Genomic DNA, 26464 nt, shown 5'->3' with positions numbered 1-26464 from the left:
CCGACGATAGAAAACCACGTCCGTTTTTTGGAGACACATTTAATCGAGCGCTTAAAAGAAAACATATTTACAAGTCTCGATTCCCTGAACAAAGAAACCCAAAAGATAATAGCGACAATCAATCAAGCGGATTTCCGGAATAAAAATGATATCCGCAGGACACGGGAGTATGCCTTCCAGACCTACGACAAGCCAAAAATGAAGCCTCTTCCATCGGGCAGCTTTACGACTTGTGATTATAAATATTTTCTGCGTATACCAGATAATTACCACCTTGAATATGACGGCCACTATTACTCTGTATTGTATACGTATCACGGAAAACCTGCAATGCTCAAAGCTACAATGAGTGAGATAAGGATCTGTGATGAGAATAATAGGCTTTTGTGTAAGCATGTACGCTCCTATAAGGATTTTCCGCGTTATATCACAGACGACAGTCATATGCCTCCGGAACACCTGTATTACAAGGAACTGAATGCACATGACGGGGCGTATTACCGCAGATGGGCATCCGTTTATGGAGAGTCCATGGTTACGCTCATTGATCGTATTCTTCGCAGTGTCAAGCATGAAGAGCAGGCATACAACAGCTGCAAGGGCATTCTGCATATGTGCAATGATGTCCCGCGTCATATCGCAGCGGAAGCGGCTCAGATTTGTATTGATGCATCTGCATGCAAGTACACTTACTTCAAGAAAGCCCTTAGCCGTCTGGTTAACCACGAACCGACAGGAAACAGAGCAGCCGGGCATCTTCCGGAACATGAAAACATCAGAGGGAGGGACTGCTATCAATGAATGAAAATCTTTCCCTTACTCACGAGGAACTCCTGATCTGTGAACGCCTGCGTTCCCTGAGGATGTCCGGAATGGCAGATGCATTTGAAAGCCAGATGCTGGATCCGAATGCCGATCTGGCGCCCTTCATTGAACGGTTCACGGAGATCGTAAACCATGAATGGCAGATACGATACGACAAAAAGTTTAAACGCTATCTGAAACAGGCACATCTGCGCTATCCGGATGCTGATCTGGATGAAACCATTTATGATCCTGCAAGAAAACTGGACACAGATGCAATTGAGCGGCTGGCAACCTGCCATTGGATTGATGAAGGAAAGAATCTCCTGATTACCGGGATGACAAGCAGCGGGAAAACACATCTAAGCAATGCCTTGTGTATCTCTGCTCTTCGCCAGCTGAAGACGGTGCGATATATCCGTGCAAACACGCTCATGCTTGAACTGGAGCAGGCCAGACTGAAGTCAACCTATCTGGAATACGTTACCGCGCTGTCCAAACTTGATCTGCTTGCGATTGATGACTTTGGTCTCATGGAGCTGGATCTGGATAAATGCCGTGATCTCTTCGAAGTAATCGATGGACGGGATGGACGCAGGTCCACAATCATCATTTCACAGTTTCCGATCAAGTCATGGTTTGATCTGTTCAGGGAACATACTTATGCGGATGCATGTCTTGCCCGTATTACTGATAAGCGACATAGCTATCGGCTTGAAATGAATGGTATCAGTATGCGCGAAGCTGAGAAATAAGCATCTGTCATCAGAGGGATGATGCTCCGCACCGTTTAAAATGGACTGAGCGCACCGTTGGTGCGGAGCATATGCCCCCTTTTACTGGAATTTACAGGTACAGCACATCAGTATTGAAAAGATTAAAATTGAATATCGTAAGTAGATTATGGAACGCCGATATTGACGTTCCTTTTCTATTTCCAGCCGTTCAGAAATGGACGGCTTTTTCTATATCCAAACGAAAGGAGAATTTTAAAAGCTATGAAAAAGATATTGAAGCGATTAGCCACAGGTTTCCTTGCCTTTGCGACTATCGTTACCGCTTTGCCGACAACGGCAGTCCACGCTTCCGAGAAGCAATACTGGACAGAAAGTGCAGAGCGTGTCGGTATCGTTGAAAAAGTAATGAATGACGGTTCTATCGGTTCGACATTCAATGAGGGACACATGACCGTTGAGGGCGAGGACGCTTTCTGCGTGGATATTAACACCAACTTCCGCAACGGTTATAAGACCAGAGCCGACGCAAGCACACGCATGAGCTACGACCAGATTTCAGATGTTGCCCTCTCAATCGAGTATGTCAATCAGTATATGCAGAGCCACAGCGGATTGAGCAGTCAGCATATTTACCTTTTGAAACAGTGCGTCGTATGGCAGAGATTGAGCGTTCATCTTGGCTGGCAATGCGATAACGTCAGAGCTTCCTATGATGAAATTCCAAAAGCTATACAGGACGAGGTTTACGCTGGGGCGAAAGCCTTTGCCAGCGAGAACAAGGGACGCTATGAATGTGGCGGTTACATCTATTCTGGCGAGGGACAAGACATTGGACAGTTCTGGGCGAAACTTGCCGTAGGAAATGCCACATTGAAAAAGACTTCCAGTAATGCCAGCATTACCGACGGAAACGGGCTTTACTCTATCGCTGGTGCGACCTATGGTGTCTATTCTGATAAGGACTGTACGAAACAGCTTGCCACCCTTACGACTGATAACAGCGGGAAGGAAAAGACTTTCGGAGTATTAAAGTTCTCCGCATTAAGACATGAAGTGCGTGTGGAGAATGAGGACGGGACGACAACCGAGGAAATCAAGCGAAGAACCTATGATTTGAAGTGCAGTCAGCAGGAACGCACGATACAGGTATCTATCCCAGCGGAAATCCCTGTCAAGGACTATCCGTACAATGCCGAGGTGGAGCTTATCAATCCCGTTGCCGACACAGTAGCTAACGCCAACTACCGAGGGGCAGACGTGGAGTGGTATATCAAGGCAGACGACATTGTGCTGAAAAACAAAGGCGGTCAGCCCGCAGGAAATCCACAGAGCCACGCTCCACAGGGACAGCAGAAAAAATAATCAGTAAACCATATTTTGGTTGTAACCCCCGTAGCACAAAAGTATAATAATCTTAAATTTTAAATCAGAAAGGATGAATTTATGAAAATATTAGTATTTTGTGCAAAAGGATTTGAGACAATGGAATTTAGTGTATTTATTGATGTTATGGGCTGGGCAAGGAATGATTATGGTTTTCCAGTAGAAACTGAAACCTGTGGCTTTAACAAAATTGTAGACAGTACGTTTGATGTTTCGATTATTGTTGATAATTTAATCGAAAATGTTTCTGTTGATGATTATGACGCACTTGCTATTCCGGGGGGATTTGAAGAATTTGGATTTTATGATGAAGCATATAACCCTAAATTGCTTCAACTGATTAAGGATTTTGACTCGCAAAAGAAGCCTATTGCTTCAATATGCGTTGGGGCTTTACCACTAGGAAAAAGTGGTGTCTTGAATAATCGTAATGCAACAACATATCATCTTAAAAATGCATATCGTCAAAAACAACTTGCAGAATTTGGAGTAACCGTTTTAAATGAACGTATAGTAGTTGATGATAATATTATTACATCATATTGTCCTGAAACTGCTCCTTATGTAGCGTTTGAATTGTTAAAGAAATTATGTGGCGAGGAAAAAATGCTTATTGTAAAAAAGGCTATGGGTTATTAAAGACAAAGATAAATTTTCTGTTGTATTTCACTCTTCTTCATAAATAAATATATCTTTATCAAATTGCAAGAAATATGTTATACTTGAATATAAGTTTCAGAGGAAGGCGGTGAGTAAATGGCGGGAAAAAATAAATACACTTTTGAAAGCAAAATCCATGTGTATCGGGCAACAAAACGAATGACGCAACAAGAACTTGCTGATCAAGTCGGGGTGTCCCGCCAGACAATTAGACAGCTTGAGCGAAATCGTTATAATCCGTCTATGCTTCTGGCATACAGTATAGCAAAGGTATTTGATGTAACGATTGAAGATTTATTTGATTTTCGGGAGGGTGACTAATGTTACAAAGGTTGATTTCTTTATTAGATAGTTCAATAGTGTTAAAAATTAACTCGGGCATAGGCTTTGTTTTATTTATTATTTTTATCGCTTATTTTTTCTCAAAAGAAGGAAGAGATGAGCGTGGTCGAAAAATAATTGCTATTGCTTCACTATGTGCTTTTGTTGTCTTATTTATAGCATTGAATGTTTTAGGTGGAGTGTTAGGCTCTGGATGGGGGGCCAATAATGTGACAAGGACTATGAATTGCTTGCAAACAGCATATACCGTGGTGTTATTATCGGCTGATATAACTATCTTAATCACAAGGCAAGCAAAAATTTAATATTTCCTATTGCTATTTTCCGTTTCTATTTAATAATGGTTAATAGCAATATTTTTATTCTTAAATGCAAGAAATATATTGCATTAAGAGAGAAATATGTTATACTGATAATGGTTTCATTATACTAGGTTCAAATATTTTGAAACTGATAAATAGATAATCTTTTAAAAAGGAGGCTATTATTATGGCAACAGAAAAGAAAGTATTTGAAATAATTAAAGAAGCTGGATTTAACCCAATTGACGATAAAGGGATTGTTGTAAAATTTGCTCCCGATAATTTGAGTGCAAAGATTGCAAAATTTTTCAGTATGGAATTTTATGTATTACAACTTTGCAATGATGAATTAGTGTTAGTTCCTTTTAGTACAATTACAGCAGGATTGAAAAAGGAAGTTACTCTACAAATCCCTTATTCTGAAATTAAATCTGTTGAAATTACAGAAGATATGTTAAATTATCAAATTGCTATTATTACAGATACCGATACTATTAGATTGACTGCACAGCAAAAAGAGTTAAGTGGTTTTCGCTCTACGGGAATGTTGGCGTTTTATAATGACGGTTTAAAGGTATCAAATTGGCATAAAGAAAACCTTGACGGTACACTAAAAATGTTGAGCGACATAGCAAAATAAAGCAGATAATTCTATATCTAACAATTTCATATCCAGAATTAAACGAAGCGGTTAGTCTTTACGATTGACCGCTTTTTCTATATCCAGAAAGGGGTGTTTATGAACCTATACAAATACAAGGGAAAGCGTATCAGAGCCAGTGACAAGAACCTTGTGTACCGCTTCTGTGTAGGTACGCTCCTGTCCCTGTTCATAGCGGTTCTCCTACTACTGAACATGGGGACAATCAAGTAGACTAAAGAACAATATCGGCTTGAAGTTTGCCTTTAGAAGTACCGACTTAGGCGAGGTAAAGCAGACCCTTGAATTTTTCGGTATCGACAAGAACGACGAGAACAATCAGAAAAGGCTTCGTGACTTGGAGAACGGACAATGCCTGCTTCAAGATTTGTACGGGCGTGTGGGCGTGGTGCAGATACACCCTGTCTTTGAAGAATTACTGCACGCCTTTGATACCAGACCGCCCGTGAAAAGCGAGGTGGAGTGATGATAGATAGGATAAAGGGGCTTCTGACAAGAAAGAAGCTCTTTCGTTTTTTTAAGATAGCTGTGATTGTGGTACTGACGACCATTGCCCTGCTCTCCCTTTTAGGGACGGTGGCACACGCTTCTGGGCTGGTAGATGATACGGTCAATGCGGACAACCTGTATTCACAGTACCCTTTGGAGAATTACCAGCTTGACTTCTATGTGGACAATAGCTGGGGCTGGCTTCCGTGGAACTGGCTGGACGGTATCGGGAAATCCGTACAATACGGGCTTTACTGTATCACCAACTTTATCTGGACTATCAGCCTGTATCTAAGTAATGCTACGGGGTATGTCGTCCAGCAGGCGTATAAGCTGGACTTCATCAACGACATGGCAGACAGTATCGGAAAGAGCATACAGACATTAGCGGGCGTAACGGAAAACGGCTTTGGAAGTACGGGCTTCTATGTGGGCTTCCTGCTTCTCATTTGCTCCTTTCATGAAAGGAGCTTCCTGTAATGGCAAAAGAAGTCAGACGAGATAACAAAGGACGTATTTTACGAACAGGAGAAAGCCAGAGAACCGACGGAAGATATTTATATAAGTGTACCAACGCATTAGGCGAACCCGTTTCGCTTTATTCATGGAAACTCGTTCCCACAGATAAGATACCAAAGGGAAAACGTAAGGATATTTCCCTGCGAGAAAAGATTGAACAGTTACAGAAAGACCTTAATGACGGTATCGACCCTACGGGAAAGAAAATCACGGTCTGCCAGCTCTATGACAAAAAGAACAGCCTTAGAAAGAATGTCAAACACAATACGGTAAAGGGACGTAAGCAGTTCATGAACCTGTTGAAAAAAGACCCTTTAGGAAGTATGACGATTGATACAGTAAAGCTGTCCGACGCTAAAGAGTGGGCAATCCGCATGAGCGAAAACGGTGTAGCGTACAATTCTATCCGCAATTACAAGCGTTCCTTGAAAGCGTCATTCTATCTTGCAATACAGGACGATTACATCAGAAAGAACCCGTTTGATTTTAAATTGAGCGACGTTCTGGACGACGACACCGAGGAAAAGGTGGTGCTGACACCAGAGCAGGAAGCCAGCCTATTATCCTTTATGCAGTCAGATAAGACGTATCGCAAGTATTATGATGAGGTCGTCATACTGTTGGAAACAGGCTTGCGTATCTCTGAATTTTGCGGACTGGACTTGAATGTGGCTGTTGATATGCGTAACAGGTCAATCCTTGTAGAACACCAGCTGTTGAAGGATAAGGAAATCGGTTATTATATTTCCACTCCTAAAACAAAGAATGGTAGCAGACAAGTGCCAATGAGCAAAAAGGCTTATGAAGCATTTAAACGAGCTATCAAAAACCGTGAAAAAGGTGTATCGCTTGTCATAGACGGGTACAGCCGTTTCTTGTTCCTCAACCAAAAGGGACTGCCTAAAGTAGCAGGAAATTATGACGGTATGCTAAGAGGTCTGGTGAAAAAGTATAACAAGACACATGATGAGCCTTTACCGCACATCACACCGCATACATTTCGACACACGTTCTGTACGAAAATGGCGAATAAAGGAATGAACCCAAATACATTGCAGTATATCATGGGACACGCCAATATAACCATGACGCTGAATTACTACGCACACGGTTCTTATGCTTCTGCAAAGTCTGAAATGGACAGGCTTTGTGCATAGTGGTAAAAAGAATATTTACCACAAAATTTACTACTTCCGAACGGTAAAATACATAGAGATATAAAAATCTATGTGAAGTGCTTGACCCTATGAAAAATGCTATAGAAGCCTATAAAATAAGGCTTTAATGGCATTTGAAAAGAATTAAAAAGATAAAAGGAATTTATGATAAGATTTTTCATCAATAATATTATTCAATTGGAGCTTATCAAAATAAAGTGGTTGTAGCTTTGAAAGGAGAGATAGGTATGAAATATGTTATTAGGATTATCCAGGCTTCTACACTTTTAGGTGGAGTAGAATTTATGGCAATGCTGTTTTTTGGAAATTTAACAGAAAGTGTAAAGCCAGTGGTATCAGGGGCAGTACTTGCCAGTCTGATTATATCCGGAGTACTTGGCATAATTGACAGAAAATTATTAAGTAAAAGAAACAAGGTTCCGGGCGTTTTATCCTGATAATATTGAAAGAATACATGAGGCATATTTGGAACTTTTTTGTGCTGTTTCGGTCATATTTTGTGAACAAGACAGCATGAAACGGACTGGATAATATCAGGCGGACAAAATGATTTTGTGTTTTTTGCAGGAAAAATTCGTAATGAGATTGCAGTAGCATAGAACTGATCTTTTGCCACTTGCCGATGGTGTGGGGTATAAATAATTCGGTATGTAAACAAGTATGGACTACTGCCTGATATTTTTATTAGATAGGTAAGGATCTTGAACATAGCCTTTGGGTCCACTGTGGGATTTCTGCCTCTGGCAGAGTAAGCCTGATACAGCAAGCTGTAATCTAATTTCTCCAATTCGTAGCTAAGCAGTCGGACAGAGTCATCGTTGGGAACCAAACCTTCTAAATTTAATGGCAAAACCTGTTGATAAGGCTCGCCGAATTCGGTATAATCTTTATGGTATATTTGGTTATTAGGCATATCTAATTATACCATGGAAAACGGACTCTTCGGAGTCCGTTTTCTGTTTTTGGACAAAAAAAGGGGAGCTATTGCTCCCTAGATGATTCTATTTTGCAACAGCCCCTTGCATTATATTAATATGCCGGAATTCCATATCCGTAAATCTGATCATAACCGATAGGATAGCTCCGTCTGGCCACTTTATCTCCGCTGTTTCCCTCTACTGTATAAACAGTTCCATCTACCACGCTTTCTACAATCCCCACATGGCTTGTCTCAGTGTCCCCTTCCCACATAAAAAAGATTATATCTCCTGCCTGTGGCACATAACTTGCGTCCTGCCATTGTCCATTCTGTTGAAACCATTCGGCTCCTACGGTACATTTTGCAAATTTAGGAATCACACCACTGTCAATATATCCACACTGATCAGCGCACCAACTCACAAAGCAAGCACACCATTCCTCCCGCTTTGTAAAACCGTACCAGCTCCAGTAGGTATCGCCTCCATTGCCTTCCTGCGTCAATGCCACCTGCACAATCGCCTGACTTCCGGTTCCCGTAGGGATACGCCCAAATACATAATATCGTAGCACATGAGATACATACTCTGTATCCCCGTAACCGCTCCATCCATTCCGCTCTGCCATCATCGTGGAAAACTCTACCGCATTGGCATAGGTATATCCTCCATAATTCTCTTTCGCCCATGAGATATACCCGTTTCCATAGTTATATCCCTGTAATGCCAGTTTAATGTTGTTCATGTCTACCGGGCTTTCCACACCTGCCTCACGCAGACAAGCTGCAAGGTTCTGGATACCAACATCAATGGAATACTCCGGATCAGTGATCCCGTTTGGCGTATTCGGGTATCTGGTATTATAACCGCACTCGGACGCCTGCATGGGATCTGTTCCCCGTCCGCCGCTTTCCTGCATCATAACTGCTTTGATCAGTTCTACATATTCCTCAATTCCATACTGTCTAGCATACTGCCGGATCAGCGGCTCATATGCCTCCACCTCAGCGCTGACAGGGGTAACGGTACTGGAATTACTTCCTCCAACCATACTGAATAGTGCACCAAACAGGATGACGATCAGCAGGATCAGCACCACGATCCACCCGCCTGCAAGAATAGCAGAAACAAGGGACTTTACAGCCGCAATAGCAGCCTTAACTGAGGCGGTCACAGCCTTCGCCGCCGCTTTTGTTGCCTGTGCTGTGACAATCGCTGCCTGTCTTGCGACAAATGCTGTCCGCTGTGTAGTCATAACCGCTGTCCTCGCCCCCTGTGCTGCGGCTCTGGCAGTAACCTCCGTAGTTCGGACTGCTGTGTGTCCTGTCCGCTCCGCTGTTTTGATCGTCCTGCCTGCGCCTTTCACCGCGGCTTTCCCGGAAGTTTTCACAGAAGCATGGGCTGTTTTGATCGTTTTTTCTCCCCGTTCAACCGTCTTGATCGTCTGCTTTGGAAATTCCCGGATCTGCGCCCCTTTCTTCCCTGCCTCCTTTCCTACTGTGGTATGCTCTCCGGCTGTCCGCCCGTTCTGCGCTCCCGCCCGGTTTTTCATCTGCTCTTTCGGCTGGTAACTCTCTTCTGTACCGGACGAAAAAGAAGAGGCCGATGGTCCCCGGTTTCTCTCCCGGAAAGTCTCTGCCTCTTTCTCTGCCCTGCCCTTCTCCCGGACAGCACTTATTACCTTTTTCCCCTGTTTGCCTGCCTGCTGAACTGTTCCACGGGCAACTCTTTCCCCATTTTCCTTAACCTGCTCTTCCGCATACCCTACTGGGTTACTCTGTTCTTTTACATGCGTCTGCTCTGCGCTGTCTCTCGTCCGGATATAAGCACCTTTCATATGCTCCGCCGCTGTCACTGTTTTATCCAATACTTTTATATCCTTCTGGACGTGGCGGGTTTTGATTGTTCTTCCCATCGCCTGCCCTCCTTTCGGATATGGGATTTTCAGATCTTCTTTGCCACAACCACAAGCCTTCCATTGGTATTGGAATATTCACAGGTGGACAGGGTAAGCAGCTTGTCCCCATACTCTGCGGTCACTCCTGTATCATAAAGAGCAAGTTCTTTACACTGCTCCACATAATCCGTAAACTCTTTCTCCGTCTCTGCATGAGAAAAAAGATAAAACTTAAATCCCGTATCGTCATATACTGTGGTCTTAAATACTGCGATCACTTCGTATTCAGCGGTCTCCGTCAGCGTATCAAAACGGACAGTTTTATGCTGCTCATAGAAATCCCGATCCTCATAGTTCATCAGTCCGGCAAACATTGAGCCATTGTTCATATGGTGTCCATAAATGATCACATTGTCGCTAGGCTCTGCCGGATTGCAATGCTCTGCGATATAGGGAACACCATAGGCACTGGATTCCTTGTAAAAATTGTGTTTCAGATAGTAATCCGGATTGTCCGGAGTATACATGACCGGATAGTTAATCGGCGTGTCTTCAATCATAATCCATCCTGCCATATCATTATTGATGGAAAACAACTCTGCATACCGTTCTAAGGGAGACAAAACTTCACTTTCTTCTCCCTCCGTTTCTTCCTCCGGCGTATCCTCTACCTGTTCCACGATTTCTGCCAGTTCTGTAAATTCTTCCTCCGCTTTCTGTGCGCCCGCATAGTGACTGATCACTTGAAACATTGACACACCTAAAAGCAGGACACATACCGCCAGTCCTGCCAAATACCATTTCTCTCTGATTTTATGATTTTTCATTCTGAAATTCTCCTTCCCTTATTCTCTTGCCTGCTGTTTTACCGGAACCGGCAACTGAGGAACCATTTTCTTTTCCTCTTTCAGCTTTTTTAGTTCCACTTTCACGGACGATTTCTTTTCCTCTTTCTGCACGAACTGTTCCAGACGCCGACGCAGGTTCTCGGTGGTCTGCTCCATGCTGGAGAGCCTGCCGCTGATCGTCAAAAATGACTTGCGGATTTTTGCTGTAACCCCCTTGTCTGTGGTCTGTGGTTCAACTTTCTTCTGCTCTTTTCCCCGGAAAATCCTGCCCACGTTTTTGATGTGTCCGCCTGCGGCGTGAAGTTCCCCGTTTAAAACTTCCATTTTATCCGCCTGCCGGTTCATGCTCTCCACTGCCCCGTGAAGCCCTTCCTGTATCCGGGCAAGAGCAGACGGGATCTTCATGGATGATACGGCTTTCCGCAGAGCGTCCTTCCCTTTCTCTTTATAGGTCTGCAAAGCATTTCCTGCAGACTGGATCAGATTTTTCCGCACTGTGTTTAACTGTCCTCCCACTTCCTGCACTTTTCCCTGTGCCTGTTCTGCGATCCGCAGGACGGACGCTTTCACGCCTCCGTCCTGGATCTGAGATAATTGTTCCTTCACATCCCGCAATTCCTCCAATACCTGCCCAAACTGGACTTCCATTCCGTCCAGATACTTTACAAGGGATTCCACTTCCTTTTGTTCTTTTGTAAGTCCATTTCCTTCCAATACCCGGAACAGTTCCACGATCTCCGGCTGTTCCATCAATACTGTCTGTCTCGCTGTCTCCATCTGCGCCCCTCCTATCGCTCTCTCTGTACGGTCTGCGGTTTCATGGCGGGCAGTTCCCGGCAGTAATCCGGATATTTCAGCCGGATCGCCTCAAAGAAGTAGGGAGCGTACCCGCAGTCAAATATCTCATACGGGGTGGACATCCTCTCATCCCCCTTTTCTGCGTATCCGTTCCAGAGATTGAATGCAAGCCTCGTCAGACGGATGGAGCCGCCTGTCTGCCAGCCTTCATGCAGGCCCTCCGGCCGGATATGCCCCTTCTTAAAGTCAAAAATCCGCTCCACATTTCTTCTGGTAGTGTCGGAAATCCCCACGCAGTAGAAAAACGCCTGATGATAGCTGTCCGTGTTCCCGGTTCTTTTCAGCATGGAATAAAAGAAATTTTCGTGTTCCTTTGATTCAAATCGGATTGTTTTCATATGATCCCTCCATTAGAAAACAGCCTGCGGGAAATCTCTTTCCTCACAGACTGCTAACATTGATTGTATTATGATTCCGGAAGCCCGTCTCCCGGACTGCCCCACGTTTTCTCAAAGTCCTCTGGTTTTGTGGACATCAGCTTATAGATCTCAGAGTTCTTACTCATCTGGTTATAGAACGGAACCAGGGCGCTGCCGATCCTGGCAAGCCCATTTCCGGCTCTGGCATTTGTGATATACTTCATCTGTTCCCCGGAAATATGGAGCAGTTCCGCCAACTGCTCCCGGTCAGAGGCAGACTGGTTCAGCATGACAATAAATTCCGAGTTGGACAGCATGGTCCTTGCGGTCAGGGAGTCCAGCACATACTCCACGTTCTGCGTCAGACTGGTCGTCCATGCGTTTCTCTTACGGAACCGCCGATAGGCGCTGTCAAAGAAGTTTGCGCTGTACTTATGCTGCAGCAGTGTGTGGAACTCATCCAGAAAGATATGGGTTCTCACACCGTTCTCCCAGTTCTGGGATACCCGGTTAATCATATGGTCCGTGATCACAAGCTGCCCCAGGTCTTTCATATCTTCCACCATGCCCCGTGTATTAAAGCTGATCAGACGGTTTTCCGTCTCAATATTGGTAGGATGGGAAAAGTTGTTCAGCGTACCGTCTGTGAACAGTTCCAACATCAGCGCCAGGTCTTTCGCCTCCGGCTCGTCCTGCTCCTGCAGCACCCGGCGCAGCGTAAAGAAGGTCGGGATTTCGTACTGGCGTTTTCTGGAATAGACACGCTCCACACAGCGGTCAAGGATACTCTTTTCTTTCGGCCCAATCACATAGCGGTCGTCCGTGATCCGCTCGTACAGAGAAAGGACGAACTGGGATTTATCCACAACCGGGTTCTTATCGCCATAGCCTTTTACCATATCCATAGCGTTCAAGTGAATATCACTTCCCGCACAGATCGGCAGGCTCACACCGCCCAGCGCCTGCACCAATGGTTCATACTCCCCTTCCGGATCGTACACAAGCACCTGATCTTTTGAGGTGGAAAGGATGATCAGCAGGATAAACATTTTGGTCAGCATGGACTTTCCACTTCCGGGTACGCCTAAGATAAAAGCGGACGGATTGAGCAGAAGCCCACGGTTTACTAAGATCAGATTGTGGGAGATCGCATTGATCCCGCAGTAGATCCCGCCTTTGTCCATGACTTCCTGCGTCCTAAAGGGGATCAGGCTGCCTAAACTTTCCGTAGTCAGCGTCCTCATGCTGTCGATCTTCCTCACGCCGATCGGGAGTGCTGAATTCATCCCGTCCATCTGCTGGAATTTCAGCACTGCCATCTGGCACATCCGGTTTCTCGCAAGAGACAGGATGGTATGGGTATCTGCGTCCAACTGTTTCTTACTCTCCGCTGTGTGCATGAAAGTCACGACAGCCACCATCATCCGCTGATCCCTTGTAGTCAAATCCCGCAAAAACTCCCGGCTCTCCTCTTTCTGCAGTTCCATGTCATAGGGTACGGTAGCGGAAAAGTTCTGGTTGGCATTCTGCCGCCGCTGCCAGTTCGTGATATTTGTTTCCACGCCCAAAAGCCGGTTCTGCGCCTCATTGACCGCCTCGTCTGTGGGGATCGGGATAATATCAATGCTGATCATCATGTTCTGGTTGATGTCCGCAAACTCCGACACCATTTCATCAGAAATATAGGAAGCATAGTCTTTCAGATACAGCACCCTGCCATACCGCTCCCCTACTTTGAAATAATCTTTTTCAAATTCCATCGTATCCGGACAGATATGGTCCTTAAAGCTGTGCCCCAGTTTTGCGGACGTTTTCAGATCAAAACAGAAATGACTTTCCTCTCCGGCCCGGTAAAAGCTGTACAGTACATGGAGTTTTTCCTGTGCGTCCAGTTCCTCGCACTTGGAACCCAGGTTGCTGAAATGGGAGATCAGCCCGTTTCCGGTACGCAGGAAATAATTCCTTGCGTCCTCCACGTTTTTCCGATATACAGAGATCGTCACATACAGCTCCCGGATCATGCCGTTGGCTCCCACTGTCTTTTCCATAAGCATGTCGTTGACTTCCTCCCGGTACTTATCCAGACGGTCATTCTGCTTCGGGATAAAGACTGCCTCTTTCAGTTCCTCTTTGTTCAGCCTGCGGATAATGACAGTCAGCTTGGTGGTCGCTCCGCAGTCAAAAAAGTTGAGGATATTGGTATACTCCAGAAACATGGCTTTCTTATCTTCTTCGGACGCCACTTCAAAGTTAATGTCTGTAAACCGGTACGTCTTCGCATACTTGTTTTTCCCTACCAGAAAGATCCCGTCTTTCCAGATGGTCTGGATCGGGATCGCCTGCTGTACGCTCTTCGGGATCTTAAACTTCTCCTTGTCCTGTCGCATGACGGTTTTTAGTGTTCTTAACATGCTTTCCCATCGCCTCCTTTTCCTGTTTTCTGATCTCGTCTTTTGTCAGCTCATAATATAAGTTCTCCGGATGGAATACCAGATACTTCGGCATGAGGATCTCACTCTTGATCCACACCCACAGAAATTTCTCTGCGGTCATTCCGTGATATTTGATAAAACCAATGGCCGCAAAGGGAGCCGCTCCCAACATGCAAACCCAACTGACGGTTTCCATCCCCATATGGGGGCGGAGCAAAAAATAAAGGCCCACAGCGACGCCACAGGCCAGAACCGCACAGATAAACTGGCGGAGTGACAGGCCAAAGTACATGGCCTCCGTGTATTCCCGGATTTCCCGGTTGATCTTGATCTCCAAACGATGACCTCCTTTATCTGAAAATTTCTCAATCGCACATTTGTCTCCCCCGGTTCTTCCTGTTATACTCAAAGAAAAAACGCAAAGGGGGCTTTTATATGTCATACACTGTTTTTCTCTCTCTCGGTATCTCTGCTGTCCTGCTCATTCTCTCCTTACTCTTCCGTCTGGCGGGAAAATTCAGGCTGACTCTGCCGCTCCTTTACTTTCTCCTGGCCGCCACGGTTTTAAACCCGTGGGCCGCCGCCCATGAGACACTTGCTTTTGCAATTCTTTACGGACTGCTCGCTCTCTCCGTCATAAGCTGGCTCTTTTCTCTAAGAAACGCCATTCGTGACCGGAAGTATTACAAGGCTATGGAAGAGGATATGAGCTGGCAGGTCAGACGTGCCAGAAACAACGGAATTTCTATGGATTCCGTATACTTTGACAGCGCCGGGAACATGCGGTACAAAGATACCAAAGAAATCGTAGACTAAGGCACGGGATTCCGTGTCTTTTTTCTTACAATCCCATCATCTCCCGTACCACACGGTCCGCCATCTTCACAGCGCCTACCAGCACCAGCATGTTAAAGATCAGTTCCGCAATGTAGCTCCACACCATTGTAACTGCCGCTGCCTCCGGATCAACCACTGGCGGAGAAGACGCAAACACGGAAAAGATAATGCAGGCCAGAACGATAATCGCTCCCTCCAGACACACCGCCGCATAGGATTTTAAAAAACTCTTTCCTACGTTCTGTGTCGGCTCCCCGGCAAAGGTAGACAACGGAACCGGGGCGATAGCGGTATAGAGATATAGCCGGAAGAACCGCCCGTACACGCTCATAATCATAATAAAGCTCAAAACGGTAATAAACAGGCCGCCGATCAGCGTGACCGCCCATAGAGGGATACTTTCAAAAAATCCGCAGTCTTCCACTGCGGTAATGATCTCCTGCGGCAGCACCGTCTCCTGTGCGCTCCCAAATCCGGCGGCGTCCATGATGGTGCTGACAATTCCCTGCACAATGCGGAACAGCGCCATCATCAGTTCCAGACCATAGGTAATCACGCCTTTTGCCAGAGCGAAACGGATAAACAGTTTCAGTGCGTGTTCCGGCTTTTTCACTTCTGTAAAACTTCCGCAGGTCTTTACCACGCCCACCACGAAAAACAACACCAGAAGGGCATACCCGATTGCCTGCAGCGCACCGTGGATACTGGCGATCACGTTCCAGATGTCTCCGCCTTTGAAATTCTCCGGAGACTGGGTAATGATCTGCCAGATTTCCGCCAGTTTGCTGTTCCATGTGTCCAGGGCGTTCTGAAGGTTCTGAACCACCCAGTTATCACTCAAAACACATTCCTCCTTTCCGGCAGAAACAGGACAGACCGTTTCCGGTCCGTCCCCCTGCCCGGTTACTGGATGTTTCTTATCCTGCGATCAATGTCTGGATTTCTTTTGCAAACGTGATGATCACGCCTCCGGCAAGTGTCAGAAATCCATTCGCCCGCTGTGACGGATCATGGGATTTTAAAGACAGTCCGATCTGTACGATACCAAATCCCAGCAGGATCATACCGATGGCACGGATCAGCCCAAAGATAAATTCGGACAGGTTATTGATCACGGTCAGCGGATCATCCGCCGCAAATACGGTTGTGGCTCCTGCCGTCATCATCAGCACCAGTGCCGCATAAATGACCATGAGTCGCTTTCCTCTGCGGCTCATGGGAAGTTTCCGGGTTTCTTTTTTCTCATCTCTCTGTTTCATTGACTGAGTCCTCCTCGTTCTTATTGAATAGTTCCTCTAAATCCTCATCGGATAAGAGTTCATAGCCTTCTGTGTCCGGCGGAGCCTCTGCGATCTCGCCCTCCAGACTGTCTCCCAGCGAAATGCTCGCCACCGCCTGCGTCACTTCTCCGTGCAGATAGGGTTTTCCTTTCCCGTCTGTGGTCAGAGCAATGTTCGGGTGTTTCAAGATATCAAATTTTTCATCCATGACCGGGCGTTCTCCCCGGATAAAAAGAAGTGCGTAGCGGTTGTCCAGCATACGCACTTCATCCGGTGTCATCAGCTCCCGGCCTGTGATCTGATAGTTGGTGGAATAGTTCCCGGAGTGTCCGGTAGACTTTCCGTAGGTGTTTGTATCAATGGTGGCTTTCCCCAGCAGTTCACTGACGTACTTGTGGGTTCCCTGCTCATTGCCGCCCAAATATAGAAATTCATCCGCATTTCCCATAATGCTTTCCCACTGTTTTTCAAACAATGCCTTTAGCTGCGCCAGATTCTGCAGGATGATGGAAACGCTGACTTCTCTGGAGCGCATGACAGAAAGGATCTTATCAAAGTCGTCGGGCAGGCTGACGTTTGCGAACTCGTCCATCAGAAAATGAACGTGGACGGGCAGCCTGCCTCCATACTTGTGGTCTGCCAGATAGAAAAGCTGTTGGAACAACTGGGTATACAAGATCGACACCAGAAAGTTATAGCTGGTATCATTGTCCGGGATCAGGGCAAAGAGCGCCACTTTCTTTTCTCCCAAAGAAGGAAGATCCAAATCGTCCGTAGCGGTCAGCGCCGCAAGGCTGGACAGATTGAATTTCTCCAGTCTGGCTGCCAGTGTGATCTGGATAGATTTCAGCGTTTTCGCACTTCCGGAGTGGTAATCCTTATAATACTTTACGGCGATATGCTCCGGCTCCCGCATTTCTAGGCGTTCAAACAGTTCGTCCAGAGGGGATTGATACTCATCATTGTCCTCATGCACTTCCCCCGCCCGTAAAAGCTCCATGACCATTGGAAAATTCTGTTCTTCTTTTGGAGCCTCATACTTCAGATAAAAGATCAGCGCCAGCAGTAGCATGGACGCCGCTGTATCCCAAAAAGGATCGTTACTCTGGCTCCCTTTCGGCGTGGTGGCTTTAAACAGGTTTGTCACAAGCCGCTGCACATCATTGTCATCTTTCAGATAGACAAAGGGATTGTAACAGTAACTTTTCTCCATATTGATCAGATCCAGCACCCGGACATCATAGCCTTTCGCTTTTAACAGAAATCCGGTATCCCGGAGATTTTCCCCTTTCGGATCCAGCACTACGAAAGAAGTGTTCGCCTGCATGAGATTCGGTTTCGCATAAAACCTCGTCTTGCCCGCTCCACTCCCGCCGATGATAATGGTCAGCAGGTTCCGCCGGTGTTTCCGGCTGTCATAGCTGATCCGCACGTTCTGCGTCATCAGTTTATTGGCCAGAAAATTTTTCTCACTGTATTTCCGGTTGATTTCCCGGACGTCTCCCCACACAGCGGAACCATGTTCTTCTCCCCTGCGGTACTTTCGCCGGGTGGACAAGTAGATTCCGATCCCCAGTCCATACGCCAGTAAAAAAAGAAGGACAGTTTTTGCGCTGTCCTTACAGAGTTCCATAGAAAACGGATGCTCCATCGCCTCCGGCAGTCCTTTCACGATACCGATCAGGCCGCCGGACAGATAAGGCGCTGTCAGCAGGGCAAACCAGATAACGGGGAAAATGCCGAGAATGGCAAAAATCCATGTGCTTTTCCTGCTACCGCTCTTCATGGCGTCTGTGCCCCCTTCGTGGTTTCTCCGGCGGCACCTCCATCTTTTCAATAACCTTTAAGAGAACATCGTCCACGGCGTCCGTGGGCCGCTCCTCTTTTAACATCTGGTTCCGTTTATCTTTCAGGGAATGGAAGATCACGCCGCATTCGTATTTATCCAGTTCCAGAGTTACTCTGCCTTCACTCAATCTTCACACCTCCGTCCTATCGTTCCTGTGCCGCCTCCCGGCGCTGCCAGTTTCCTCGTGGCTGTCCGGGTTCCCGGTCCTGCATATGCGTCCGGCTCTGACTTTCCTCCCGTTTTGGTCCGTTCTCCCTGTTCTGCTCTCCTTCCTGCCTCTGCCCCGCCTGTTCCTGCTGTCTCTGGCTCATGCGGTTCTGCTCAAACACTTTCGCCATACGGGAAGAGATCTGATTGGCTGCGTCACGGGCTTTCGACAGCTCCGCCCGCACTTCCTGCGGCTCCATCCCCTCAAAGAAATCGGGCGCATAGCGGAAGTCATATGCCTGCGTATCGATCCCATACTTTTTACAGAGCAGGTAAGACGCACAGTAGGCATGGAAAGCGTCCTCATCCCGGTCATACTCCGGATCTCCGTCCGCAAACCCGGCAAGGGCCAGTTCCGGCGTCAGGCACTGGAAAATTTCCTGTGCGTTCATCCCTTTCCTCACATAGATACAGTTTTCCTCCGGCTCAAAGACTGCGCCCTTATCCTCCGGCATTTGATCCGGCTCTGCCGTCACAATACTGGCCGGGGGATTGTTGATCAACGCCCGGATCAGAAGGCGCTCATCCAGCTCTGTCTGCGGCTGCGGACGTTCTTTCATGGTAGTCTGGGAAATATCATACAATTCCCTGGCGTTATAGTAGGTCCCGATACTTCCGTCTTCCCGTTCATATTCCTTTCCCGGCTCCATGATCAGAACCGGGTTCTGCCGCTCCGCACGTTTCACGAATACGCCCTGCTCCCTCCAGTATCCATAATCTCCCAGACGCTCTGCGTCCGGCCTCTGAGCCAGGATCAGCAGGGCATTATTGGCGGTATAGCGGTCAAACCGGGCCTGTACGTCCAGATATTGCTGAAACTTCCCGCTGTCTGCCGCCACTTCATTCGTGATCTGCTCAGACAGCTCATAGCAGCGGTTCCGATTGTTTTTACTCTTCGCAATAAAAGCGGCTTTTTTGTCGTCCTGCGGCACTGCCGATACATTCAACATGGAATCAAAGTTGTTCTCCATACTCTCTACCTCTCTTTCGATTTTCTTGGTTTTTTCCGGTTCTGCGGCTGCGTATGCTGCGTCTGCCTCGTCCTGCCAGATTTCTCTTTTGAAATCGCTTCCTGTACCTTCCCTTCCGCCTCTTTCTTCCTCGCCGCCTTTATCTCATTAAGTTCTTTCCGCACGGACGGCTTTTTCGGTACGGACGGAACATACAGCTTAGAAGTACCCTCGGCGGTTTTGTCTGGCCTCACGGAGATAGGCTCGGACAGACGGGATTTCTCTGTCTTTGCCAAAGAGGGGTTTTGTTGCTTTCCCTCTTTCTTTACCGGCTCCCCAAACAGTTCGTCCATGAGCCGGTCCTCCTGTGACTTTTCCGGGCGTTCCTGCTGCGGAGCCGCTGGGGATTTCCCGGACATTGCTTTCTGCTCCTGTGACGGTTCCCCTTTCTGCTTTGGCTTTCCGGTATCCGGTTTCGCTTTCCCGGAGGACACCTCCTGGCTCTTCCTGTGGGATTTTTCCTCTCTGCTCTTTTCGATCTCTGTCTTGATCTGAGCCGCTTCTGTAACAGAAGCAAACTTGAACCGCTCCACGATCCGGTTGATCCGGGGAGCGTCCTCTTCCTTGACCACCACATCAACCATCCCGTCTATACTCCCTTTCGGGTTCCGCACCGCACAGTATAAGATCCCGTACCGCTTTGCCTCTGTGACAAACTGTTTCAAATCGCTCTCTTTTACGGAATACACCGTCAGCGGTTTCCCGGAACGGACAAGCGTTTCCAGCCTTGCCCGTCCTTTTGTCTTTTTCTGCTCTTTCAGTACCGCATACAGAATGACCGCAAGCTGTTTTGCCCCGGCTCCTGTGATCTTTAAGGCCGCCTCGCCGACTTCCAGCGACATGCGCACCACCTGGTCAGCGGCCTCGCCTGATGTGTTCATGGCTTACTTCCTCCTTTCCCTGTTTCTTTTTCTGCCGCACGATCTGGATCTTCTGCCGGACCAGGCCGGAACGTGCGGCGATCCCGTCGCAAAGCACCACCTCCTCTCTCAGTTCCCCGATCCGGGCAGTCAGTCTGGCAATTTCTGCTTTTACTTCCGCCAGACGGTCTTCTTCCCGGATACTGCGGCACTGATACCGCAGCTTCTGACGTTCTTTTGATAGCTGTGTCATCTGCTCCTGCAGCGATTCTTTATAGGAAAAAAGCTGCACGTCCGTGTCAATGTGACAGCGGCAGAGCAGCCTTGTCTCTCTGGAGATCTGTTCCAGTTTCGCCAGATCCTCCCGCAGAAGGAAATGAAGTTGTTTCGGCGATACAGGCGGGCGGTTTTTCGGCAGGATACCTAAAAGAAAACAGTAGTGCAGGTACAGGCCCCGCAGTCCTCCGATTTTCCTTTTCGGCAGGTTCCCCCGCACATGCGCCACATACCGCTTTTTCTCCGGCAGTCGTTCTCCCTGCGGGATGGCAGGCGGATCTTCCTCCAGTATCCTCCTTCGGATCGACTCCAAAGAATACTCCTCTCCAAAGTTCCGTTTCAGTTTCAATCCCCGATCCCGCCCTTCCGGACGGATCGTAATGTCTTTGCCAAACTTGATGGAATAGCCTTTCTCTTTCAGGAAGTGGAAAAACTGCTTTTCCGTCCTCGCCTGCAGGATGGCCTCATCCACGTCCTCCCGGACGATACTGTGATAAGTGGGCCTCCCTTCCTGCTCTGCCCGCCACTCGCCGTAGTGTCTGGACTTTCCCGGCTGCGGATGTTCGATCACGGACAGACCATACTCCCGGCAAAGACGGTCAGAGACAGACCGCATATCCTGATAATCCTGATTTGTTCTGTGATACCGTTTCCCGTCAAGATAGGAAACAGAATTGACCACAAAATGATTATGAAGATGATGAGCTTTGTCCAGATGAGTCGCAACCAACACCTGAAAACGCCCGCCCCACAATTCCTGCGCCAGACGGACGCCGATCTCATGGGCCAATGCCGGGGTACACTCTCCAGGTGCAAAGGACTGATACCCGTGAAATGCCACGATTCCCTCATCCTTTCCATACCGTTTTTTGACCGCTATCATCTCATTTCTGGCAGTGGCGGGCGTACAGTTGATTCCGGAAACATACTGTTGCATGATCTGCTCCGTCTCACTGACGATCTCCTCCTCTCCCTTTTTCCCTTTCCGTCTGGTCTTCTCCGCATTAACCGCATAGGCGATCACATCAGAAAGGCTCTGCATTTTTTCTTCACTCTGTACCGTCTCTTCTTTTTCATATCCCGGAAGTTTTGCAATCTCCGGGGCGGTGGTCTTGTCCGGGTTCCCCACATAGATCACGACTTTCCCCAGCCACCCTTTCACACTCCAGATGGATGTGGTAGCCACCTTACACTCCTCTCCGGTTTTCATTTTTCATCGGTTCCGGCAGGATCACTGCCTCCGTGATCTTTTTTACAGTATCCTCAAACATCCGCATATCCCGGTCATACCGCTGCACATCCACCACATTTAAGGTGTGGGCTTTCTGTGCGATCTGGTTTAAGTTATTCCCGATCCGGTGGAGTTCCCTCATCATGGAATAATAGTCCGGCGGCGGGGCGTCTCTCGGAACCATGCCGCTGATCAGATGACGGAGATACGCCTCCCGGCTCAGGCCGCTCTTCTTCACTTTCTTATCCAGGGCCTCCGCCTCTTTCCGGTTCAGACGGAACAGGATCGCCACGTTTCGTTTTCTCATCGCTCCATCTCCTTTGCTTTTTCTATGGATTCCGGTATCTGACGCAGCTGCCGCTTCTCTTTGTCAAACTCATATACCCGGTCTGACAGGATTTCGTCACGGGCCACTTCTTTCTGATTCACGTCACGCACCATCTCTCCCATTTCTTTCGGTGTCATGCCGAGATCTTTGGGAATGATGATCAACTCATGCAGAGACGAAGGGAGAAGATAACAGCCCTGTGGGAATACGGACTCCAACTGCTCCTGCAGATTGGGATAGGCAAGGACAGAAGCACCATTTACTTTCATCGGGTTGCTCAGAACATACATGCCATCTTTAGGGAACTCCTCCCCTTCTTTTAACTGGAATAGATTTTTTGTCTCAAAGGGAAGGTCCATCATCTCCATCATCAGGTCGTCCATGCTCATCAGTACAGCCGGACTGCTCTTGACTGCATTGCCCACTGCTTTCTGGTAAACTTCCTCCGGATGCACTCCCCACTGTCTCATCATTTCATGGGTTACTTTAACACTCCCGACTCCTTCCCCGGCTGGCGAAGGAAATTCAATCCGGCAGATCACAGACAGGTCTTCCATTTGCTTATGCGGAACCTGGGATAACATCCGCTGATTCGCTTTCGTATTGATGACCTGTACGGTTAAATGATCCTTCACAGAATCATAGTCCGTAAAATCCAGAGTTTCCGGCAGTTCCCGCACAGACAGCGACTGTCTGCACACATCGGCAATCTGGTCCATGATCTGATCCATCGGCTCTCCCTTTCGGACCTGGTCATAAAAAGGTTCCATATAGACAACCGGGGCAATCTGCTGTCCCGGCATGTTGAGGATCATTCCGGTCAGCACTACTCCATTATTCTTCTGCTGCTCTAAAATCTCACACTCCATGTCCTGATAATCCTCCGGCAGATAATCCTTAATCTGCTGTGTTACGCCCTCTGCGAACGCTTTTACTGCTACCGTACTGCTCATGCTGTCCAGCCCCCTTTCCTGTTAATATCTGCTGATACTTTTTCAATCTGTTTTCCGCAGCGTCTTTTCCTGTTCTGATCATTTCCATCCGTATCATTCTTCCACCTCCCGGTCATGCCTGTGCAGACGGTTGATCTGCATAAGGCACATCATAGCCACGCCGATCATACCGCCAACGATTGTTCCAACGATAAACTGGATCATCTTCATTCTTACCTCCGTATTTTCTAAAGGGTTTCAGGGATTTTTCCCTGACAAGCTGCCGCAGGACTGCCGGACGACAGTCTGGCAATCCAAAGGCGTTGCTTGCTGGTATTGTGTATCCCACTCCGCCTGCGCTCCGTTCCCGCCTCCGGCGGCTCATTACCTGCCGACAAGAAAAGCTGTCATGGCTGTTTTTCTCCCTCCGGATGGGTACATCCGCCGCACTCCGGGCAGCGCCAGTGGCAGTTTTCACACTCCTCATCTCCGCAGACACCATAGTCAATCAGTCTGCAAGTGCCACATTTTTTGCAACCATACTCGCAGTTACGGCATCGGTCATCCCGATCATTTACAATGCATTCTCCGCTTTCCGGGCAAAGATAGGAGCAGTGGTCACAGTCTCCTGGACAATCCCTCGCCTCTTTTTCTTCAACTACAATGCCGACTACTTCGCCTCCCTCCATGTTCAAAGCCTCTCCGGACGTGATCATATCCCGCAGAATCCGGTCAATTTCTTTCCGGTTAATGGCTCCTATCACAACCTTTTTTCTGTGAATAATCCTCAGATCATACTGAACTGTCTTCATAAAATCCTCTCTTTCTACCGTTCAAAGTTTCTCCCTATGTGTCTTTTTTCCCGCTTTGTCTGACGGATTCCCAGCCGGATACAAAGGCTGTCGTTGCAGTCATTTCCCTGCTTTGGAGGCTCATCTCTTGTCTGGTATTTCTTCGGAAGCACCGTCCGGATGGCCCGTGTCGCAAGCCTTCCCGTCCGGTCATTGTCCAGATGAAACACCACCCGATCCACCTCCGGATGTTCTTTCAGGAAACGTGTCAGCGCTGCCGGAACCTTACTTTTCTCGATTTCTTTGGCAGGCTGATACACGCCAGCAAGGGATAACAGGTGCGTTTCTCTCCAATTTCCCCCGTTCAGTTTTTGCTCCGTAGCATAAGATAACAGATCAATTGCTGACTCAAATAGATGGACTTCGCAGCATTTTTCTTCTGCCGGGATACAGAAAGAATAGTTTTTGTCGCTCCCGGACGCCTCCCCGACAAAGTCTGTACCGACGCCCCGCAGAGCCGCATAACGGGGAATTCCGCTTTGATCAGTCCCTACAAAAACGACATTATGGTAGTTCTCACTCTCATAAATCTGTCCGGTTTTCAGGCAATACTGAATGATCTCCACATCAATCCCACGGTTCTGCAGGTAGGAAACTGCATACGTCTGATAGCGGTAAGGCTTTGGCAGGATCAGCTTTTTCTCTGTTTTCTTTTCGGCTGGTATGGAAACAGGCGGCTGGATCGCCGCCTGTTCCGCTATGGTCTGTACCGCCTGCACGAAGTCATATCCCCTCACTTTGATCAGATAGTCCAGTGCGCTCCTGCCCCCGATCCCCCGGCTCCACCACATCCATTTCCCATTGGAAATCTTCAAACTGTCGTGGGATCTGGTGGTATAAGTGTGCCCGGAGAAATGCACTAGCTCATAAGGTTCATAGCTTTTCAGATAGGTCAACAGGTCGATCTGTTTCACTCTCTGCACCACTTCCGGCGCAACATAAGGCATAAATATCATCTCCTTTCCTGCCCGTGATTGGATATTCCATAAGTTATTTCAGATATCCGGGCATAAAAATAGCCGGATGATCTTCTTTTTTGAAAACCATCCGGCTATGTAATTATATATCGCAATATGAGTTTGAGCATATCGGCAAATTAACATTTATAGTTTTACATTATATCACACTTTGGTAATGCTTTCTATCCAATGCCTTGTAAGGCGGCATCAACTTTGCGCCAATGCTGCCTTTGTCGGTTATAATACTGCTTTTTTAGATACCCAATGCCATCATACGCAAGTAGGACAGCAAGTCCATCTGCCGTTCCTGCTCAATCACAGCAGGGTCAAGCTGCACATAGGGTCTGTTACTTCTCATTCAATACAATCACCTCCTGAAATAGAAAAAGCCGAGGGATTTTCGTAATGAAAACCTCTCGGCTATGTAAAATCATATTTAATTTTATATTTGTAAGCCAGCTATAAACTGGAATTTATAAATGTTTTCTTCTGATTTTTTTAGCTGCATTAATTGCTGTCTTCTTTATCCAATTATTATCAGAATTACAGTATATTTCAATATCTGATAATACTTCAGGTTTTCCGCATTTTCCTAATGCCTGTAAAGCGTGACCTCTAACATCTTCGTCATTTAAGAGACTAACCAAACAGTTTATTGATAAATCTGACTTATATTCTCCCAAAGATAGCACTAACATTTGTCGACCAGTCCCATATTTTTTATCTACTGACAACTCGATCAGTTCTTTTTCTATTGTCATACTGTGTATAATATTGATTGAATTTGCAATCGCCCATCGATAATAATTATTCTTTGCATTTTTGAACTCTGTTAACATCTTCGGTATTGCTTCTGTAAATCCCTTTACACCTAAACAACGTACAATAAATTCTTTATCGCTTTCATCAGATAAATAGTCGAGCAATTCTAACAAATAAGGAACAAGTTCTCTTTCTTTATGAGACAGATTTAATAAATCATTGATATTGCTTATAACATATCCATGCTGTTGCAGTCCATTCATTATTCTTAATTTAGTTTCTTCTGTCATTTCCCCATCACCACAAATTAGGATTTGTTAGTGCCTTTACGGCAGAAGTTTTATTGTCTTGTTGTTGATTTCTACTTCCAATGTTACATCATATTCCATAATCCATGACTGACTATTTTTTAATAAGTCTAATATAAGTTGGTCTGGTTTTTCTTTAAAAGTAACTCGTAAAATAATTGGACATTTCAAATATTCATTTTGAAATTCTGCACTCTTAGTATACTTCAAATATGCTTCAATTTTAGTCAACAATGCTCTTTGAGTTTTTTCTTCTCCATCAATAAAACCATAGCAAAGTTAGCAACCCCCATTTCAAATGGGGGTTTAATTTTAACCCCTCCAGGGTATAGTACTGGTATCCGCTAAAGCGGGTTCGCAGACACCTTGCTACTGGCAGCCTCCCATG

29 protein-coding genes and 4 pseudogenes are annotated in these 26464 nt (G+C 46.8%); 13 read left to right on the top strand and 20 right to left on the bottom strand.

What is annotated here, in order from left to right:
- Positions 1-198: 198 nt before the first annotated feature.
- The 12 genes and pseudogenes from H6A32_RS14120 (at position 199) to H6A32_RS14065 (ending at position 7512) form a co-directional block, all read left to right on the top strand.
- Positions 199-801 carry a Mu transposase domain-containing protein gene (locus tag H6A32_RS14120; RefSeq protein ID WP_430749594.1) on the top strand — a complete coding sequence of 201 codons (603 nt, stop codon included), beginning with the start codon at positions 199-201 and terminating at the stop codon, positions 799-801.
- Positions 798-1559: an ATP-binding protein gene (locus H6A32_RS14115; RefSeq protein WP_087152611.1), complete on the top strand. Its 762-nt coding sequence runs from the start codon at positions 798-800 to the stop codon at positions 1557-1559. Before H6A32_RS14120 ends, H6A32_RS14115 begins: the two co-directional genes overlap by 4 nt.
- 243 nt (positions 1560-1802) lie before the next feature.
- A pseudogene (locus tag H6A32_RS14110) lies at positions 1803-2546 on the top strand (hypothetical protein); the annotation flags it as partial.
- Positions 2547-2903: pseudogene (locus tag H6A32_RS14105) on the top strand (YdcP family protein); the annotation flags it as partial.
- 81 nt (positions 2904-2984) lie between these two features.
- On the top strand, positions 2985-3563 hold the full coding sequence (locus H6A32_RS14100; RefSeq protein ID WP_204864653.1) for a DJ-1/PfpI family protein: 579 nt from the start codon (positions 2985-2987) through the stop codon (positions 3561-3563).
- Between the two features lie 117 nt (positions 3564-3680).
- The gene (locus H6A32_RS14095; protein ID WP_204864652.1) at positions 3681-3905 is read left to right on the top strand and encodes a helix-turn-helix transcriptional regulator; all 225 of its coding nucleotides are present in this window, start codon (positions 3681-3683) and stop codon (positions 3903-3905) included.
- Positions 3905-4231, top strand: a complete 327-nt coding sequence (locus H6A32_RS14090; RefSeq protein WP_204864651.1) for a hypothetical protein — start codon at positions 3905-3907, stop codon at positions 4229-4231. Before H6A32_RS14095 ends, H6A32_RS14090 begins: the two co-directional genes overlap by 1 nt.
- Positions 4232-4415: 184 nt before the next feature.
- On the top strand, positions 4416-4868 hold the full coding sequence (locus H6A32_RS14085; protein WP_204864650.1) for a hypothetical protein: 453 nt from the start codon (positions 4416-4418) through the stop codon (positions 4866-4868).
- A gap of 235 nt (positions 4869-5103) precedes the next feature.
- Positions 5104-5355: pseudogene (locus H6A32_RS14080) on the top strand (ATP-binding protein); the annotation flags it as partial.
- Positions 5355-5828 (top strand): annotated as a pseudogene (locus tag H6A32_RS14075) (CD3337/EF1877 family mobilome membrane protein); the annotation flags it as partial. The pseudogenes H6A32_RS14080 and H6A32_RS14075, both read left to right, overlap by 1 nt.
- A gap of 29 nt (positions 5829-5857) precedes the next feature.
- Complete coding sequence (locus H6A32_RS14070) at positions 5858-7054, top strand: tyrosine-type recombinase/integrase (protein ID WP_204864649.1); 1197 nt, start codon at positions 5858-5860, stop codon at positions 7052-7054.
- Positions 7055-7302: 248 nt separating this feature from the next.
- Complete coding sequence (locus H6A32_RS14065) at positions 7303-7512, top strand: hypothetical protein (protein ID WP_204864648.1); 210 nt, start codon at positions 7303-7305, stop codon at positions 7510-7512.
- A 592-nt stretch (positions 7513-8104) separates the two neighbouring features.
- On the opposite strand, the gene H6A32_RS14060 is transcribed toward H6A32_RS14065, so the two are convergent.
- The 6 genes from H6A32_RS14060 to H6A32_RS14035 form a co-directional block, all read right to left on the bottom strand.
- Positions 8105-9907 carry a lysozyme family protein gene (locus H6A32_RS14060; RefSeq protein ID WP_204864647.1) on the bottom strand — a complete coding sequence of 601 codons (1803 nt, stop codon included), beginning with the start codon at positions 9905-9907 and terminating at the stop codon, positions 8105-8107.
- Between the two features lie 29 nt (positions 9908-9936).
- Positions 9937-10716 carry a class B sortase gene (gene srtB / locus H6A32_RS14055; protein WP_204864646.1) on the bottom strand — a complete coding sequence of 260 codons (780 nt, stop codon included), beginning with the start codon at positions 10714-10716 and terminating at the stop codon, positions 9937-9939.
- 18 nt (positions 10717-10734) lie between these two features.
- A complete protein-coding gene (locus H6A32_RS14050; protein ID WP_204864645.1) occupies positions 10735-11514 on the bottom strand; it encodes a DUF6674 family protein in 780 nt (259 codons plus the stop codon).
- Positions 11515-11525: 11 nt separating this feature from the next.
- Positions 11526-11933 (bottom strand): DUF6075 family protein, encoded by a 408-nt coding sequence (locus H6A32_RS14045; protein ID WP_204864644.1) that lies wholly within the window; start codon positions 11931-11933, stop codon positions 11526-11528.
- 68 nt (positions 11934-12001) lie between these two features.
- Positions 12002-14365: a VirB4-like conjugal transfer ATPase, CD1110 family gene (locus H6A32_RS14040; protein ID WP_204864643.1), complete on the bottom strand. Its 2364-nt coding sequence runs from the start codon at positions 14363-14365 to the stop codon at positions 12002-12004.
- Positions 14316-14723, bottom strand: coding sequence for a PrgI family protein (locus tag H6A32_RS14035; RefSeq protein WP_204864642.1), 408 nt, complete (start codon positions 14721-14723; stop codon positions 14316-14318). Before H6A32_RS14035 ends, H6A32_RS14040 begins: the two co-directional genes overlap by 50 nt.
- 98 nt (positions 14724-14821) lie before the next feature.
- Here H6A32_RS14035 and H6A32_RS14030 point away from each other — a divergent pair, with 98 nt between their 5' ends.
- Entirely contained in the window at positions 14822-15202 is a 381-nt protein-coding gene (locus H6A32_RS14030; protein ID WP_204864641.1) for a hypothetical protein, read from the top strand.
- A 25-nt stretch (positions 15203-15227) separates the two neighbouring features.
- Here the strand turns inward: H6A32_RS14030 and H6A32_RS14025 are convergent, their stop codons facing one another.
- The 14 genes from H6A32_RS14025 to H6A32_RS13960 form a co-directional block, all read right to left on the bottom strand.
- Positions 15228-16064 (bottom strand): hypothetical protein, encoded by an 837-nt coding sequence (locus H6A32_RS14025; RefSeq protein WP_070088306.1) that lies wholly within the window; start codon positions 16062-16064, stop codon positions 15228-15230.
- 76 nt (positions 16065-16140) lie between these two features.
- A complete protein-coding gene (locus H6A32_RS14020; RefSeq protein ID WP_430749593.1) occupies positions 16141-16416 on the bottom strand; it encodes a glutamyl-tRNA amidotransferase in 276 nt (91 codons plus the stop codon).
- A gap of 49 nt (positions 16417-16465) precedes the next feature.
- A complete protein-coding gene (locus H6A32_RS14015; RefSeq protein WP_204864639.1) occupies positions 16466-18289 on the bottom strand; it encodes a VirD4-like conjugal transfer protein, CD1115 family in 1824 nt (607 codons plus the stop codon).
- Entirely contained in the window at positions 18276-18479 is a 204-nt protein-coding gene (locus H6A32_RS14010) for a hypothetical protein (protein WP_070088309.1), read from the bottom strand. Before H6A32_RS14010 ends, H6A32_RS14015 begins: the two co-directional genes overlap by 14 nt.
- A 16-nt stretch (positions 18480-18495) precedes the next feature.
- Complete coding sequence (locus H6A32_RS14005) at positions 18496-19530, bottom strand: hypothetical protein (RefSeq protein WP_070088310.1); 1035 nt, start codon at positions 19528-19530, stop codon at positions 18496-18498.
- A 5-nt stretch (positions 19531-19535) separates the two neighbouring features.
- On the bottom strand, positions 19536-20450 hold the full coding sequence (locus tag H6A32_RS14000; protein WP_138304886.1) for a PcfB family protein: 915 nt from the start codon (positions 20448-20450) through the stop codon (positions 19536-19538).
- On the bottom strand, positions 20425-21891 hold the full coding sequence (locus H6A32_RS13995) for a relaxase/mobilization nuclease domain-containing protein (protein WP_204864638.1): 1467 nt from the start codon (positions 21889-21891) through the stop codon (positions 20425-20427). Before H6A32_RS13995 ends, H6A32_RS14000 begins: the two co-directional genes overlap by 26 nt.
- Before the next feature lies 1 nt (position 21892).
- Complete coding sequence (locus H6A32_RS13990; protein ID WP_087211754.1) at positions 21893-22243, bottom strand: plasmid mobilization protein; 351 nt, start codon at positions 22241-22243, stop codon at positions 21893-21895.
- Positions 22240-23217: a DUF5688 family protein gene (locus tag H6A32_RS13985; protein ID WP_204864637.1), complete on the bottom strand. Its 978-nt coding sequence runs from the start codon at positions 23215-23217 to the stop codon at positions 22240-22242. Before H6A32_RS13985 ends, H6A32_RS13990 begins: the two co-directional genes overlap by 4 nt.
- A gap of 93 nt (positions 23218-23310) precedes the next feature.
- On the bottom strand, positions 23311-23427 hold the full coding sequence (locus H6A32_RS13980; RefSeq protein WP_204864636.1) for a DUF3789 domain-containing protein: 117 nt from the start codon (positions 23425-23427) through the stop codon (positions 23311-23313).
- A 176-nt stretch (positions 23428-23603) separates the two neighbouring features.
- Positions 23604-24008: a hypothetical protein gene (locus tag H6A32_RS13975; protein WP_204864635.1), complete on the bottom strand. Its 405-nt coding sequence runs from the start codon at positions 24006-24008 to the stop codon at positions 23604-23606.
- A gap of 14 nt (positions 24009-24022) precedes the next feature.
- Positions 24023-24994, bottom strand: a complete 972-nt coding sequence (locus tag H6A32_RS13970; protein WP_204864634.1) for a DUF3991 and TOPRIM domain-containing protein — start codon at positions 24992-24994, stop codon at positions 24023-24025.
- 485 nt (positions 24995-25479) lie between these two features.
- Entirely contained in the window at positions 25480-26058 is a 579-nt protein-coding gene (locus H6A32_RS13965) for a HEAT repeat domain-containing protein (protein WP_204864633.1), read from the bottom strand.
- A 36-nt stretch (positions 26059-26094) separates the two neighbouring features.
- A complete protein-coding gene (locus tag H6A32_RS13960) occupies positions 26095-26307 on the bottom strand; it encodes a hypothetical protein (protein WP_204864632.1) in 213 nt (70 codons plus the stop codon).
- Positions 26308-26464 lie beyond the last annotated feature (157 nt).

Origin of the sequence: Drancourtella massiliensis, from assembly GCF_016900655.1 — a bacterium.
GTDB classification, from domain to species: Bacteria; Bacillota; Clostridia; order Lachnospirales; family Lachnospiraceae; genus Sellimonas; species Sellimonas catena.
Note: the sequence above shows the minus strand (reverse complement) of the source record. Positions and strands in the feature narration are given on the sequence as shown.

What these genes read in the sequence shown, in the direction of transcription:
- H6A32_RS14120 (WP_430749594.1), top strand. Translation starts at nt 199, where the DNA reads ATGAAGCCTCTTCCATCGGGCAGCTTTACGACTTGTGATTATAAATAT.
- H6A32_RS14115 (WP_087152611.1), top strand. Translation starts at nt 798, where the DNA reads ATGAATGAAAATCTTTCCCTTACTCACGAGGAACTCCTGATCTGTGAA.
- H6A32_RS14100 (WP_204864653.1), top strand. Translation starts at nt 2,985, where the DNA reads ATGAAAATATTAGTATTTTGTGCAAAAGGATTTGAGACAATGGAATTT.
- H6A32_RS14095 (WP_204864652.1), top strand. Translation starts at nt 3,681, where the DNA reads ATGGCGGGAAAAAATAAATACACTTTTGAAAGCAAAATCCATGTGTAT.
- H6A32_RS14090 (WP_204864651.1), top strand. Translation starts at nt 3,905, where the DNA reads ATGTTACAAAGGTTGATTTCTTTATTAGATAGTTCAATAGTGTTAAAA.
- H6A32_RS14085 (WP_204864650.1), top strand. Translation starts at nt 4,416, where the DNA reads ATGGCAACAGAAAAGAAAGTATTTGAAATAATTAAAGAAGCTGGATTT.
- H6A32_RS14070 (WP_204864649.1), top strand. Translation starts at nt 5,858, where the DNA reads ATGGCAAAAGAAGTCAGACGAGATAACAAAGGACGTATTTTACGAACA.
- H6A32_RS14065 (WP_204864648.1), top strand. Translation starts at nt 7,303, where the DNA reads ATGAAATATGTTATTAGGATTATCCAGGCTTCTACACTTTTAGGTGGA.
- H6A32_RS14060 (WP_204864647.1), bottom strand. Translation starts at nt 9,907, where the DNA reads ATGGGAAGAACAATCAAAACCCGCCACGTCCAGAAGGATATAAAAGTA.
- srtB (WP_204864646.1), bottom strand. Translation starts at nt 10,716, where the DNA reads ATGAAAAATCATAAAATCAGAGAGAAATGGTATTTGGCAGGACTGGCG.
- H6A32_RS14050 (WP_204864645.1), bottom strand. Translation starts at nt 11,514, where the DNA reads ATGGAGACAGCGAGACAGACAGTATTGATGGAACAGCCGGAGATCGTG.
- H6A32_RS14045 (WP_204864644.1), bottom strand. Translation starts at nt 11,933, where the DNA reads ATGAAAACAATCCGATTTGAATCAAAGGAACACGAAAATTTCTTTTAT.
- H6A32_RS14040 (WP_204864643.1), bottom strand. Translation starts at nt 14,365, where the DNA reads ATGTTAAGAACACTAAAAACCGTCATGCGACAGGACAAGGAGAAGTTT.
- H6A32_RS14030 (WP_204864641.1), top strand. Translation starts at nt 14,822, where the DNA reads ATGTCATACACTGTTTTTCTCTCTCTCGGTATCTCTGCTGTCCTGCTC.
- H6A32_RS14020 (WP_430749593.1), bottom strand. Translation starts at nt 16,416, where the DNA reads ATGGTCATTTATGCGGCACTGGTGCTGATGATGACGGCAGGAGCCACA.
- H6A32_RS14015 (WP_204864639.1), bottom strand. Translation starts at nt 18,289, where the DNA reads ATGAAGAGCGGTAGCAGGAAAAGCACATGGATTTTTGCCATTCTCGGC.
- H6A32_RS14005 (WP_070088310.1), bottom strand. Translation starts at nt 19,530, where the DNA reads ATGGAGAACAACTTTGATTCCATGTTGAATGTATCGGCAGTGCCGCAG.
- H6A32_RS14000 (WP_138304886.1), bottom strand. Translation starts at nt 20,450, where the DNA reads ATGAACACATCAGGCGAGGCCGCTGACCAGGTGGTGCGCATGTCGCTG.
- H6A32_RS13990 (WP_087211754.1), bottom strand. Translation starts at nt 22,243, where the DNA reads ATGAGAAAACGAAACGTGGCGATCCTGTTCCGTCTGAACCGGAAAGAG.
- H6A32_RS13985 (WP_204864637.1), bottom strand. Translation starts at nt 23,217, where the DNA reads ATGAGCAGTACGGTAGCAGTAAAAGCGTTCGCAGAGGGCGTAACACAG.
- H6A32_RS13980 (WP_204864636.1), bottom strand. Translation starts at nt 23,427, where the DNA reads ATGAAGATGATCCAGTTTATCGTTGGAACAATCGTTGGCGGTATGATC.
- H6A32_RS13975 (WP_204864635.1), bottom strand. Translation starts at nt 24,008, where the DNA reads ATGAAGACAGTTCAGTATGATCTGAGGATTATTCACAGAAAAAAGGTT.
- H6A32_RS13970 (WP_204864634.1), bottom strand. Translation starts at nt 24,994, where the DNA reads ATGCCTTATGTTGCGCCGGAAGTGGTGCAGAGAGTGAAACAGATCGAC.
- H6A32_RS13965 (WP_204864633.1), bottom strand. Translation starts at nt 26,058, where the DNA reads ATGACAGAAGAAACTAAATTAAGAATAATGAATGGACTGCAACAGCAT.